This is a genomic window from Pseudomonas viridiflava, from assembly GCF_900602065.1.
Classification (GTDB): Bacteria; Pseudomonadota; Gammaproteobacteria; order Pseudomonadales; family Pseudomonadaceae; genus Aquipseudomonas.
The window spans coordinates 1-12,408 of the sequence record NZ_UWFN01000350.1 but is presented as its reverse complement, the minus strand read 5'-3'; the positions used below and the strand labels follow the sequence as shown (position 1 = coordinate 12,408).

Here is a 12,408-nt window from a genome sequence, read left to right as displayed (position 1 = left end):
TTTTTTATCTGGCAGTCGCCTTTATCGGTGGCTGTCTTCACATCGTTATCAGGGAAAACCTCGATGTCTGTACGACCCCGGCACGCCATTGCGTTGTGCCTGTTCTTTGTGCTCGGTCTGTCGGGCTGTTCTGGCCACTATCGATTCAGCGACCACGAGTATCGACCCTTGGGCGAACCTCTAGCGGTTAATCGCGGCAACTGACAGCAAGGAGATTCCCATGGAATTGATATTCGAACTCGCGGGTGCCGAACTGCCTGCACAAGATCAACAGGTGTCCAAGACCTTCAAACAGGCGGGTGGGCTGATTGGTCGTGCTGAAAGCTGTGACTGGATCATCGTTGACAATCAGGCTCACGTGTCCAGTGAGCATGCAAAAATCACGTTCAGTGATGGTGAGTTTTTTCTAACTGACCTGAGTACCAATGGGACGCAAGTCCTGCAGAGCGGTCAGCGTCTGAACCAAAACCTGCGTCGAGGGGAGACGCACCTTATCGAACACGGCAGCCGCTATCGTCTGGGCAAATTCGAGATTCATGCTCGACTGATTAAAAGCGCTGCAGGGTTTGTGGGGCATCTGGAATCTACCTCTATTGAGGGCACCGTTATTCCGGATGATTCATTTTTGAATCTGGACCTGCTTAGGGAGGTCGGTCACCAGGTTGATCTGGCCCCGGACTTTGATGAGCTACTGCCGACTTACGCATCTCAGCAAGCCAGTGAACAAGGAGTCGACTATGGATCCGCTGATCGACAGAGCCTTTTGCTCCCGGAGCTGGTTCCCGAGCCGCAGCCAGCGGCGACCATCGAGCCTGTTCAAAGTGAATCTCAAAGCGATGATTTCTGGATGCGTTTCGGGGCTGCTATCGGCATTGATTTGTTGACGCTGGACCAACGTCAGCGCGAGGCCTTTGCCATCAATTCCGCCGCCTTGCTTAAGCAAAGCATTGGTGGCCTCCAGCAGACCTTACGGACTCGTAGTGAGTTGAAAAACGAGCTGCGCTTGACGTTGAGCATGGCCCAGCACGGCGGTAACAACCCGCTCAAATATGCAGGAGATGCCAGCGAAGCCATTGGTCTTCTTCTGCAGGCGCAGAGGGCAGGGCAACTGCCCGGCGATCAGGCAGTCGCTCGCGCTTTTCGAGATATCCAGGCGCATCAGGTTGCGCTACTGGCTGCCAGTCGCAAGGCACTGCACGGCGCTTTGGCTCATTTCTCTCCGCAACATCTGGCGCTGCGTTTCGAACGCGACATGCGCAGCCGGCTATTCCATACCAACGCCGCCCGATGGAAGGCATTTGAGCGCTACCACCACATGTTGTGCCAGGACGATGACTGGAGCGAGCGCTTGTTGGCGCGCGATTTTGCTCAAGCCTATGAGGAGCAGGTGCGCTTGATAGCGACCTTGCATACAGAATTCTAAGGAACCCCAAATGTTGAAAATCAGAGCCTTGGCCGCGCTGGCGATTACTTTGCTGGTGGCGGGCTGTACGGCATTTTCGCCGTACTCGACCCAAACCCGGCTTGAGCTGCAGCTCGCAGCCAGTGAGCAACTTAATCCCGATATCAATGGTCGCCCCTCGCCGATCGTTTTGCGATTGATGGAGCTTAAAAATCCCGTGCTGTTCAATACGGTAGATTTTTTCAGCCTCTATGAGCAGCCAAAAGTAGTTTTAGCGCCCGACCTGATTGCAGGTGAAGAGCTGGAGCTTCGCCCCGGTGAGCAGTTGCAACTCAAACTGCACGTTCGGGAGGGCAGTCGCTACGTAGGCGTACTTGCCGCGTATCGAGATCTGCCGGAAACAAAATGGCGATATGTGATTCAACTGGTGCCAGGTGAGACAAATCGTACGCATCTGACCCTGGATCATTCGGGTATTCATGATGGCGATGCCGCATTTATCCAGGCGGACCGCTAATGAGTATTCACAAGGTCATTTGGCAGGAGGGCATGCTGCTTCGGCCCCAGCATTTACAGCAGAACGACCGTTACTTTGAAGACAGGATCAAGGCTCAGACACGACTGCTTCAGCGCAATGCGTGGGGCTTTTTTGAGTTAGTGATTGATCCGCAGTACTTCAAAATGAGCAAGTTGGTAGTTACCCACGCCTCGGGTGTACTGCCGGACGGGAGTTTTTTTGATTTAGGTAAAAACAGAAAACCGTTGATGCTGGACATCCCGGCTGACAGCGCCAATGTCTCTGTGTACCTGGCGTTACCTTTAATGACGGGCAGTAACATCGAGGCCAGACGCGATGATCATGTGGATGTGTTAGCCCGCTATGTAACTTATGAAACGGAGATATTTGACTCCAACGCAGGCAGTGACTCGGCTGCCAAGGTCAGCTGCGCCAAGCCGGACTTGCGATTGCTGACAGGCGAGCAGTTGGCAGATCAGCCTTATGTGAAGCTCAAGCTTTGTGAGTTGATGGATATCACAACCAACGGTGGTATCACACTCAACAGTGATTTTTCCCCCACGGTTCTTTACGCCCATGCCAGTGATTACCTGGCGTCCTGCCTCAATGAGGTTATTGCGCTGCTTGCGCATAGAGGGGGGAAAATCGCCGACCGTATTCAAGCTAGTGGAAGAGGTGGTGCCGCTGAAGTTGGCGACTTCATGATGCTGCAATTGATCAATAGGACCGAGCTGGTGTTGAGGCATCTGCGCAGTCAGCCACAACTTCATCCTGAAGAGCTGTATAGCGTCCTGCTGGAAATGCTGGGGGAGTTGGCAACCTTTGCCAGCGATCTTAAACGACCGCAACTTGAAACCTTTTACGAGCACGGCGAGCAGGGCAGAAGCCTGCGCTTGCTGATGACGCCGATTCGCCAAATGTTATCGATGGTGCTGGAGCAGCACGCCGTGGAACTGCCTCTTCAGGAGCGCCAGTACGGCATTTTCGTGGCTACTTTGACTGATCGTTCAATGCTGGGAACTGCGACGTTCGTTCTGGCTGCCAGCGCCTCTTGCGATAGTGAAGAGCTGCGCATGCGACTGCCTGCGCATCTCAAGATCGCGCCAGTGGAAAGCATTCGCCAACTGGTCAACCTGCACCTGCCCGGGATTCGGGTCAAACCCCTTCCCGTCGCCCCTCGGCAAATCCCTTATCACGCCAACAAGACGTATTTCATCCTCGAGCTGCACTCCCGAGAGCTGGCTCAGCTGGAAGGTTCCGGCGGATTTGCCTTCCATGTTTCTGGTGAGTTTGCTGATCTGAAGCTGAATTTCTGGGCCATAAGGAGCTGAGCGATATGGAAAACACAGATACCAAAAGAACTGTGCTGTTGAGTCATGATCAAGGTCAGCAGGGTAAAGAGGCATTGACGGATCTTGCTTCGGCCCCAAGTTTTGAAAACCTGGAAGACCGTATGGTGTATGCCGCTCGCATGCAGCCCGCGCATTCATTCAGCGTCAGCCTGAACGTCTTAGTGAGCGCCGCTGCGGATCTTCTGGGTCATGTCATTCAATTCAAGACTAAGGCAACCAAGCTTGATCTGACCGAACTCAATCAGCGTTTGTGCGAATGCGTCCGCCTGTTCGACATAACCGCTGTGCAAAAAGGAGCTGAAACCAGCCAGATCCAGGCAGCTCGGTATGTGCTGTGTACGGTCGTCGACGAAGCCGTGACCACCAGTGCGTGGGGGGGCAAAAGTGAGTGGTCGAAAATGAGCCTGCTCAGCCAGTTTCACAATGAAACGTTCGGCGGAGAGAAGTTTTTTCATTTGCTCGACCGGGTAGTTCAGAGCCCCGAGAAGTACATGCCATTGCTCGAACTTATGTACATCTGCCTGTCGCTGGGTTTTGAAGGTAAATATCGGGTCAAGCCCCGTGGCTCTATTGAACTGGAAGGTATTCGGGACGGCTTGTATCGGCAAATTGGCACGCTGCGAGGCGAGGTGTCGCGTGAGCTTTCTCCGAACTGGAAAGGCCTCAATGACGGCCGTCGAAGTCTGGTGCGCGTTGTGCCCTGGTGGTTAGTGGCCATCTTCATCCTGATCAGTCTGACTGGCCTTTATTCAGGATTCGCCTGGGTGTTGGGTGAGCAGAGAGAGGCCGTGCTTCAGCCTTATCAAACCCCCGCGCCAGCTTTGGCTCCCTCGCAGTTGTAGAGACATGTAATGAAAGACTTTCTGAAAAAAATGGCTGCCTGGCTAAGTAATACCTGGCTGTGGTCGCTACTTGCAGTGTTGTGCATGGCTTTGTTGGTCTGGTTCTTCGGACCTTTGCTGGCTGTTTCCGATAATCGATTTTGGGAGGCCGCGACAAGCCGCTTGCTGAGCATCAGCATTTTGTTCCTCTTGTGGGGATTGCTCATGGTGCTCGTCAGTTGGCGCCGGAGTATTCGCAAGAAACAGGAGGAGGAAAGCACCGCCGGACTGCAGCGGCTGGAGCATGCGGAAAAAATAACCGAGGAACATAAAGAGTTGCGCGGGCGGTTCATTGACGCGGTGCAAACGCTGAAAACCTCCAGTCTGTATAGCGGACGCAGCGAGCGGTGGCGTAATGAACTGCCCTGGTATTTGGTCATAGGGCCGACGAGTGTCGGAAAGACCAGCTTGCTCGACTTCTCTGGTCTGGATTTTCCACTCAACAAGATCGAGCGCAAGCTGACTCGTGATACTCAGGGAACACGCTTCTGCGACTGGTACTTCGCGAATAACGCTGTGTTGATTGATACCGCAGGACGTTATCTGACACAGGAAAACGACATTGATAGAGCCGCGTGGTCGACCCTGCTAGGGGAAATGCGTAAACGCCGTCGTAGTCGGCCACTAAACGGTGTTTTGGTGACCATCGATATCGAAACGCTGGAGGGCGACGAGGCAGGTCTGGAAGGTCTGGCGCGTCAGGTGCGGGACCGCCTGAGGGAGATTCACCAGCGCCTGCATGTGAATGTGCCGGTTTATCTGGTGCTCGCCAAGTCTGATCAGGTCGTCGGCTTCGATGCGTTTTTTGACCAGCTTTCCCGTGAGGAAAGCGAGCAGGTTTTGGGCACCAGTTTCCGAAAGGGGCAGAACGGCACTGATGTACTTGTCTTGCGCGAGGAGTTTGATGCTCTGCTGCAGCGACTTAACAGCCAGATTGTTACTCGCATGCACGTCGAGCGCGATATTGCCCGTCGTGGTCTGATTCTGGATTTCCCTAACCAACTCGCAAAACTGGGCGAGCGCCTTTGCCTGTTTGTTGACATGGCATTTACAGGGAGCCGTTACCAACGTCCAGTTCAACTACGCGGTTTTTATCTGACCAGTGCGCCACACCTTGCACAACCACTGGATAAAGACACCGCGTCTATTGGTGCCGAAACCGGCATGGCCAGCAAAATACTGCCCACCTTTCGATCTGGGGGGGCACGCTTCATTCACCACCTATTGAGCCGGGTGATTTTTCCGGAAGCTGAACTGGCTGGGCTCGACAAGCGTGAAACCCGCCGCATTCATTGGTGGCACCGCGCGCTTTATGGTTGCGCACTGGTGGTATTGAGTGTGTTCACGCTCGCTTGGGCAACCAGTTTTTCTGCAAATCATGATCGACTGGAAAGCGTGCGGGAGTTTGCCGCTCAACTGACCCAGCAGCGCTCTCGTCTGCATTCGGAGGATGATGAAAAAGCAGCCTTGAACGTTCTCGATACCAGCTATGCAGCAAGCCAGGTATTTCTGTCCAGAGAAGGTATAGCCCTATTGGAGCGCAACGGACTTTACCAAGGTGACCAAAGCAATCCGGTACTGGAGGCCGCCTATGCGCACGAGCTGGAAAACCAGCTCTTGCCCCGAGTTGCCAGACGGCTCGAAAACCAGATCCAGACCAATCTGCAGGACCGTGAGCAGCTCATGGGCAGCTTGCGAGCGTATCTGATGCTTAATTTGAGAGAGCACCGGGATGCTGGCTGGCTAGAAGAGTGGATGTCGGCAGATTGGTCCATGCGCTATAGCGGTAACACCGTTGCGCAGAATGGTCTGAGTGGGCATCTGCAGCGTTTGCTTGCTCGGTCTTTCAGCTATCCGCTCAATGACACGCTGGTCACCCAGGCGCGACAGGTGTTGCGCGGCGAGTCCTTGGCAAATGTGGTTTATCGCGCACTTCGGGATCAAGCGCAGAGTCTTCCGGACTATCGCTTCAATCTGCATCTGGGACCACAAGGGAGCGCATTTTCCGGCACCGATTACGCGATACCAGGTTTCTATACGCAGGAAGGTTATCAACAGAACTTTATCGTGAAAGGCCCTGCTCTGGTCAGTGGCATTTTGCGCGACAATTGGGTCCTTGGCGAAGGAAGCGAGATCAGCGAGCAGGATTTGCGTCGCTTGATGGTCGAGCTGGAGCAGCTGTATTTTCGTGATTACGCCAACCACTGGAGTGAGGCAGTAGCCCAAGTGGGATTGCAGCCCTTTGCCTATCCTGCTGACGGCGCTAATCAGATGGCCAGCCTGACGGCGGCCAACTCACCGTTGCTGCAATTGCTGACAGAGATCCGTGCCAATACCCGCTTTCAGACACTTGCCGACAGCGCTGATGCTCTAGCGTCCACAGCGCCCGCTCAGAAAGGATCGTCAAGTCTGGCAGTCACGGCAGTCGCCAAACTGGCTGGGCAGGCCATCGTTAAAGCTGCGCCGGACACTGCCAGGAAATCGCTACAGCTGCGTTTTGAACCTTTGCATCGGCTGCTCGATGAAAATAACGGGCCCGCTACTGACCTGGTGCCAGTCCTGCAGTTGCTCAACGAGTTGCAGGTGCAGTTGTCGGGGCTTGCTCGTTCCAGCCAGCAGGATCAAAGCGCTTACGAGTGGGCCAAAGCTCGAATGAGTGGTCAGCGAGATGTTTTGAGCGGGTTACGCAATGCATCCAGCCGACTGCCGCAGCCGGTAAATGGCTGGCTCAGCTCAGCAGCCGATGACACGTGGTCGTTGGTCCTGAGTGATGCGTATCAGTTCCTCAATCAGCGTTATCAGAGCGACCTTTATGGTTTCTATGGGAAGGCTATCGACAAGCGTTATCCGTTCAGCGCTCATAGCACCAGTGATGTTGCGCTCAATGACTTCAGGGAGTTCTTCAAGGAACAAGGGGTCGCCGATAAATTCTTCGACAGCTACATAAAGGCGTTCACCAGTGGTGATGCGGGTGGCTACAAACTGCGCAGTATTGATGGTCGTAGTTTGCCGATGTCCAGAGCCTTTCTGGTACAAATGTCTCAGGTCCAGGTAATTCGCCGGGGGTTCTTTGCAGAGAATCCCAACGAGCCTCAAGTGCAGTTCAAACTTGAGCCTTATACCCTCGACCCGAACGTCAGCCGCGCCGAGTTCCGTCTGGGCGATCAGATGATGGAGTACCGTCATGGCCCGATCATGCCGGTCTCATTCAGATGGCCTGCCGATGCTGATGATGGGCGTACCAGTCTCGTGCTGGAGAAGATCGCGGGCCAAGCCTTGGGGCTCGAGGAAAATACAGGCCCATGGTCGCTGTTTCGTCTGTTCGATTTGATGCAGACCGAATATCTACGAGGGCGCGACGTGCTGGTTTTGAAGGGCAATGTAGGCGGCCTGCGGGTTAATTACCTATTGTCCAGTCAGCGCTCGCCGAACCCGTTTGATATGAATGCGATCCGACGTTTTCGACTTGCGGGGCAGCTTTGACAGTCTCGGCTCGCAGGTGCGCAAGTGTCGGGCGTACCGAGCGAGGCAAGATACGAGAGCGTAACGAAGATGCGTACCTCAATTCTCCTGAGCATGGATTATGGGTGGTTGCCGACGGGATGGGTGGTCACCAATGTGGCGATCTTGCGAGTCAATTGATCGTAAGCGGTATCGCCGCAATCGCTCGATACACCGACCTGGACGATCGGCTTTTCGCTGTCCGCGAGTGTTTGCGCGGGGTGAATCATCGTCTAGGTAAGGGCGTTGCCGTCCGCGCTGGCGATTCCGCTCCTGTGATTGGCAGCACGGTAGTTGCGTTGTTGATTGAAGGCCCGCGCGCTGTGTGCGTCTGGGCAGGCGATAGCCGTTGCTACCTTTGGCGCGATCAGCGCTTGTACCAACTAACGCGTGATCATTCTTTGCTTCAAAAGTTAATTGCTGACGAACACATGTGTTCTCGGGAGGCGGCACAGCACCCAGGTGCTCATGCGCTTACCCGAGCGGTTGGCGGCGGTGATGGCCTGAGCCTTGAAGTCATTGAGCTGGATGTGCGGTGTGGCGACGTTTTTGTGCTGTGCTCTGATGGGCTGTACCAGGCAGTTGACCATCAGGTGTTGGGCAATGCTTTAAATAACCGCTCACCCAGACTGACCGTTGATCTTCTGTTTGATCACGTTTTGCGAGGGCCAGCCAGCGATAACCTTACAGCAGTAGTGGTTCGGACATGAGCGCTGAGTCGAGATCTGTCGACGCTGGCCTAAAGCCTCAGAAAGCTGGAGCGCTGACCCAATTTGCCCTTGCGGGTGGGCTTGGTGCTCCTCGCCTGGGGGCTTCCTCGCAAGCCTTTAGTGCACCGTTACCCGATGTACTGTGTGGTCGTTATCGACTGGAGGAGATAATAGGTGCGGGCGGTATGGGGGTGGTCTATCGCGCCCGTGACCTGTTACATGAGCAGTTCGGCGAGCCAGATCCTTTCGTTGCAATAAAACTCCTGAACGACGACTTCGTCGACGTACCTGACGCAGGTGTCTTGTTGTACCGCGAGTTTGCCCTGACTCGGCATCTTTGCCATCCCTATGTCATCCGTATGCGTGCTTTCGAGGTAGACCTTTCGTGTCGTCGGGCTTTCATCACTCAAGACCTGCTGCGAGGCACAGGGTTAGACAAATTCCTTTGCGAACAACCTTCGGGCTTGAATGCTGCTGAAATAAAGGCCGTCGCGGTTCCATTGCTTGATGCGTTGGCCCACAGCCATGAAAGTGGCGTACTGCACGGCGACCTGAAACCCGCGAACATGATGCTTACCGATAATGGGCCACGGCTGATTGATTTTGGGCTGGGAGGCACGTTCGATGGTGTCTTGAGCGGCTTACCGTGTCTTGGCCGTGAACGCTTTGACGCCTGGACGCCAAGCTACGCCGCCCCGGAACTGCTGAGCCATGGTGTGATTTCAACCGGCACAGATGTTTACGCCATGGCCTGCGTCCTTTATGAGCTTGCCAGCGGAAAGCATCCCTATGGTCAAAAGTCTTCACTTCAGGCGAGAGACGAGCAGCTCTGGCGGTCGTTATCTGCACCGCCCAATCTACCTGTTCGATTTTGGCCAGCCTTGCGGCATTCGCTAGCTTTGGACGCCAATAAAAGAACCATCAGCGCGCTGGAATTACGCGATGCATTCTGCACGCGTCCAATTGGGCACATGCAATTTTGAGAGATATTAGCCACCTTTGTAAGCGCGGAAATTTCTCTCAAAACTAATCCTGAAGCCTACATAACCTACGGATTTTTCTGACATTTTTATCCATTTGTTTCCCTTAAAGTGCGCCGCTGTTTACAACTTCTAAACATTTAACGGGAAATGCTTAATGAAAAAGCTATGGATGTCTGCTGCTGTTGCAACGTTGATTGCGACCACCAGTGGCTGCGTGAGCTACAACATGAGTCAGCCGAGCGCGCCGCTGGAAGGCGTTGTCAAAAGCGATCTGAAGGCAGACATTAAAGTCGGCGAAGCAATCAGTGGCGAATCCTCCACCAACATTCTGTTCAACTTCCTGAGCTTCGGTGGCGATACGCAATTCGCTGATGGCGTGGTTTACGGTGGTGGGAATGGTGGTGCCCTGGCTGGCTTGCCGATCCCGGATCCTGTTTCCAAGGTCAAGGCAGCGGCAGCGTACAAGGCAGTCAAATCATCTGGCGCTGACCTGATCGTAGCTCCACGTTACGAAGTGAATGTTCAAGACTATTTCATCTTCAAAACCGTTGAAGTCAAAGTGACTGGTAACAAAGGCAGCATCACCGGCATTCGTTAATACGTATTCTTCTAATGCCCCCCGCATAAAAACGCCGCCTCACAAGGGCGGCGTTTTTATGTGCCATTCGACATCATCGTGCTTTACGCACCTGCTGCTGTCGGCTCTGACATCGTCACCCGATTCTGCACGCTCGGACGCTGCTGCACCTTTGCATACCATGCCCGCAGCGCTTTGTGTTCCGCCGGGATTTCAAGCTCTACCAGCCCGGCGAAGATCAGCCCGCCGATGACGGTAATGTCGGCCATCGAGAAGCTTTCACCGGCTACGAAAGGTTGTTTTTGCAGTATCGAATCAAAGTACTGCATACCGCGCAGGGCTTTGTCCCGTTGGCGAAAGCCCCATTCGGCGTTCTGGTACAACTCCACGTCTGGGCCGAGGCCCGGTGTGGCGTGGTGGAAGTAAACGCTGATGGCGTCGAGCAGTTCCAGTTCGGCGCGTTTGCTCATCATGTGGATCACGCCTTTTTCCTTTGGCGTACTGCCGGTAAGGGCAGGGCTGCCGTCCAGGTTATCCAGGTACTCGGTGATGGCGGTGCATTCGGCGATGAGTGTGCCGTCGTTCAGTTCCAGTACGGGCAGGGTGCCGGAGTAGTTCTTGGCGAGGAAGTCGGGCTTTTTGTGTTCGCCTTTCCAGAGGTCGACGGATTCAAACTGGACACGTGATTGCAGGTTCTTTTCCGCAATGGCGATGCGTACGCGTGCTGGATAGGGGCCGGTGTCCCAGTCGTAGATCTTCATCATGGGCAGGGTGCTTGGGTCGAATGTTGAGGCTTTAGCGGTCATGGGAAATACCTGTCTACCTATCAGTTGGTAGGTAGAACTTATAGGCTAATATTTTCTCGGTCAAGGCCGTTAGTCGCTAAGATGCCCAGCCAACGAAACAGTGAGGCAGTGACGTGAGCTCAAACCATCGGGAAGCTATCCTGGCCGCTGCCAGGCAGGCCGCGCAGGCGCATGGTTACAGCGGCTTGAATTTCCGCGATCTGGCGCAGGTCGTGGGTATCAAGAGTGCGAGCATTTACTACCACTTCCCGAGCAAGGCTGATCTGGGCGCAGCGGTTGCCAGGCGTTACTGGCAAGACACTGCCGCCACTCTGGAGGCCATGCTGGCTGAAGCTGCGGATGCAGCCGACGCGCTGCGTCACTATCCCGATATCTTCCGTCAGTCCCTCGCGAACGATAACCGCTTGTGCCTGTGCAGTTTCATGGCCGCTGAATACGACGATTTGCCGGAAGGGGTGAAGGCCGAGGTTCAGGCGTATGGCGATGTGAACGTTGCGTGGCTGAGCAAGGCGTTGGCGGCAGCAGGTTTGGTCAGCGCCGATCAAGTCGAAGGACGGGCGCGGGCCATCTACGCTGCTGTTTCGGGCGCGCAGCTGTTGGCGCGGAGTCGTGTGGATATCTCGCTGTTTGATTCACTTATTGAGAGCTATCGGTCTGCCGGCTTGCTGCCTGCGTGATTGACTTCGTATCGCAACACTTTTTGCTGCATTTGGATCAGGTCAAACCCTTAAAGGAATAAGTCATGCCCGTTGCTGCTTCGGTTTCGCGTCTTTTTACTGCTCTCATTGCTACGGTGCTCAGCACTGCCAGTTTCGCCGACGATTCCAAGCCCTATAACAAAGACAGAGGGCCTTACCTTGAGCGTTGTGAAATTCTGCAAAACTATCTGGCTAGTTACCGTGCGACCGGACGTACAGATGACCCAGACGATGTGATCAGCATCTTTCTCAACTTCAGCAAAGGTTTGGACAGGTTTCAGGCGATCTCAGGTTCGCTGGACCTCGCCGCAGAGGACGCCACTCGATGCAACGCCCTTTTCGCCAAGATAACGAGCATGGTGACTCGTGCGCAGGCCGCTTCGCAGGCCGCCCACGCCGAACGAGACAAGAAGAATAAAGAGGCCGCTTTGGTCATTCACCACAACTCCCCGGAGTACAAGCGTGCTCGCTCATTGGGCTACGACGATGTGGGAGACATTGGCTACCTGAGCATTTACGAGAACATGGACGGGGAAGACAAAATGAAATCGATGTTGTTTTTGGTCGACGACGAATGCGGCGCTTTTTTCGAAGCGATCCAGTATTCCCCACCCTATGTGGTCTATAGGGCTGAGTCCCGTAACTGTGGGGAGTCGCAACGGGTTGCCGTGCTGGGAACCAGTGACGTAAGCGCCGGAGACTTGATCGACAAATTCGCCACATACGAATACGTCGGCAGGAAAAAAATTGTGGCACCGAACGGATTCTCGATTTCAACACGGGTATTGAAGCAGCGTTAAGTTATTAGGTGGCTCGGCGAACTGTCTCATCTGAGTTGACAGTAAAACGCTTTTCAGCCGATTTATCCTTTATTCGAAGACCTTTAATCTGGCCTCAAGTTGAACGACGCCACTTACTACTTACCTACTTCGATAAAGGATTCCACCATGACTAACGCCACTTACAACCGCCTGAACAAAG

Annotated in this window: 12 protein-coding genes; 11 read left to right on the top strand and 1 reads right to left on the bottom strand. The window is 54.3% G+C overall.

The window, feature by feature from the left end:
• Positions 1 to 63 precede the first annotated feature (63 nt).
• From EE949_RS29695 to EE949_RS27045, 9 genes are all read left to right on the top strand, one after another.
• Positions 64 to 204, top strand: a complete 141-nt coding sequence (locus EE949_RS29695; RefSeq protein ID WP_080238243.1) for a type VI secretion protein — start codon at positions 64 to 66, stop codon at positions 202 to 204.
• A gap of 16 nt (positions 205 to 220) precedes the next feature.
• Positions 221 to 1,423, top strand: a complete 1,203-nt coding sequence (tagH, locus tag EE949_RS27080) for a type VI secretion system-associated FHA domain protein TagH (RefSeq protein ID WP_122667105.1) — start codon at positions 221 to 223, stop codon at positions 1,421 to 1,423.
• Positions 1,424 to 1,433: 10 nt separating this feature from the next.
• Entirely contained in the window at positions 1,434 to 1,919 is a 486-nt protein-coding gene (gene tssJ, locus EE949_RS27075) for a type VI secretion system lipoprotein TssJ (RefSeq protein WP_122667104.1), read from the top strand.
• Positions 1,919 to 3,250: a type VI secretion system baseplate subunit TssK gene (gene tssK, locus EE949_RS27070; RefSeq protein ID WP_122667103.1), complete on the top strand. Its 1,332-nt coding sequence runs from the start codon at positions 1,919 to 1,921 to the stop codon at positions 3,248 to 3,250. The genes tssJ and tssK overlap by 1 nt, the downstream gene beginning before the upstream one ends.
• Positions 3,251 to 3,255: 5 nt before the next feature.
• Positions 3,256 to 4,113, top strand: a complete 858-nt coding sequence (gene icmH, locus EE949_RS27065; RefSeq protein WP_122667102.1) for a type IVB secretion system protein IcmH/DotU — start codon at positions 3,256 to 3,258, stop codon at positions 4,111 to 4,113.
• A 9-nt stretch (positions 4,114 to 4,122) separates the two neighbouring features.
• Positions 4,123 to 7,635 (top strand): type VI secretion system membrane subunit TssM, encoded by a 3,513-nt coding sequence (gene tssM, locus EE949_RS27060; RefSeq protein WP_122667101.1) that lies wholly within the window; start codon positions 4,123 to 4,125, stop codon positions 7,633 to 7,635.
• Positions 7,632 to 8,363 (top strand): PP2C family protein-serine/threonine phosphatase, encoded by a 732-nt coding sequence (locus tag EE949_RS27055; protein ID WP_122667100.1) that lies wholly within the window; start codon positions 7,632 to 7,634, stop codon positions 8,361 to 8,363. Before tssM ends, EE949_RS27055 begins: the two co-directional genes overlap by 4 nt.
• Positions 8,360 to 9,346 carry a serine/threonine-protein kinase gene (locus tag EE949_RS27050; protein ID WP_122667099.1) on the top strand — a complete coding sequence of 329 codons (987 nt, stop codon included), beginning with the start codon at positions 8,360 to 8,362 and terminating at the stop codon, positions 9,344 to 9,346. The genes EE949_RS27055 and EE949_RS27050 overlap by 4 nt, the downstream gene beginning before the upstream one ends.
• Positions 9,347 to 9,500: 154 nt before the next feature.
• Positions 9,501 to 9,944 carry a hypothetical protein gene (locus EE949_RS27045; RefSeq protein ID WP_122667098.1) on the top strand — a complete coding sequence of 148 codons (444 nt, stop codon included), beginning with the start codon at positions 9,501 to 9,503 and terminating at the stop codon, positions 9,942 to 9,944.
• A gap of 83 nt (positions 9,945 to 10,027) precedes the next feature.
• Here the strand turns inward: EE949_RS27045 and EE949_RS27040 are convergent, their stop codons facing one another.
• Entirely contained in the window at positions 10,028 to 10,729 is a 702-nt protein-coding gene (locus EE949_RS27040) for a glutathione S-transferase (RefSeq protein ID WP_205504775.1), read from the bottom strand.
• Between the two features lie 113 nt (positions 10,730 to 10,842).
• On the opposite strand from EE949_RS27040, the gene EE949_RS27035 reads away from it, so the two are divergent.
• Together EE949_RS27035 and EE949_RS27030 are read left to right on the top strand one after the other, a co-directional pair.
• Positions 10,843 to 11,406: a TetR/AcrR family transcriptional regulator gene (locus EE949_RS27035; RefSeq protein ID WP_122667097.1), complete on the top strand. Its 564-nt coding sequence runs from the start codon at positions 10,843 to 10,845 to the stop codon at positions 11,404 to 11,406.
• A 65-nt stretch (positions 11,407 to 11,471) separates the two neighbouring features.
• The gene (locus EE949_RS27030; RefSeq protein WP_122667096.1) at positions 11,472 to 12,227 is read left to right on the top strand and encodes a hypothetical protein; all 756 of its coding nucleotides are present in this window, start codon (positions 11,472 to 11,474) and stop codon (positions 12,225 to 12,227) included.
• Positions 12,228 to 12,408: the final 181 nt, after the last annotated feature.

Excerpts from the sequence above, each read along its gene's own strand:
- EE949_RS27050 (WP_122667099.1), top strand. The coding sequence starts at position 8,360 with ATGAGCGCTGAGTCGAGATCTGTCGACGCTGGCCTAAAGCCTCAGAAA.
- EE949_RS29695 (WP_080238243.1), top strand. The coding sequence starts at position 64 with ATGTCTGTACGACCCCGGCACGCCATTGCGTTGTGCCTGTTCTTTGTG.
- EE949_RS27030 (WP_122667096.1), top strand. The coding sequence starts at position 11,472 with ATGCCCGTTGCTGCTTCGGTTTCGCGTCTTTTTACTGCTCTCATTGCT.
- tssM (WP_122667101.1), top strand. The coding sequence starts at position 4,123 with ATGAAAGACTTTCTGAAAAAAATGGCTGCCTGGCTAAGTAATACCTGG.
- EE949_RS27040 (WP_205504775.1), bottom strand. The coding sequence starts at position 10,729 with ATGACCGCTAAAGCCTCAACATTCGACCCAAGCACCCTGCCCATGATG.
- icmH (WP_122667102.1), top strand. The coding sequence starts at position 3,256 with ATGGAAAACACAGATACCAAAAGAACTGTGCTGTTGAGTCATGATCAA.
- tssK (WP_122667103.1), top strand. The coding sequence starts at position 1,919 with ATGAGTATTCACAAGGTCATTTGGCAGGAGGGCATGCTGCTTCGGCCC.
- tagH (WP_122667105.1), top strand. The coding sequence starts at position 221 with ATGGAATTGATATTCGAACTCGCGGGTGCCGAACTGCCTGCACAAGAT.
- EE949_RS27045 (WP_122667098.1), top strand. The coding sequence starts at position 9,501 with ATGAAAAAGCTATGGATGTCTGCTGCTGTTGCAACGTTGATTGCGACC.
- tssJ (WP_122667104.1), top strand. The coding sequence starts at position 1,434 with ATGTTGAAAATCAGAGCCTTGGCCGCGCTGGCGATTACTTTGCTGGTG.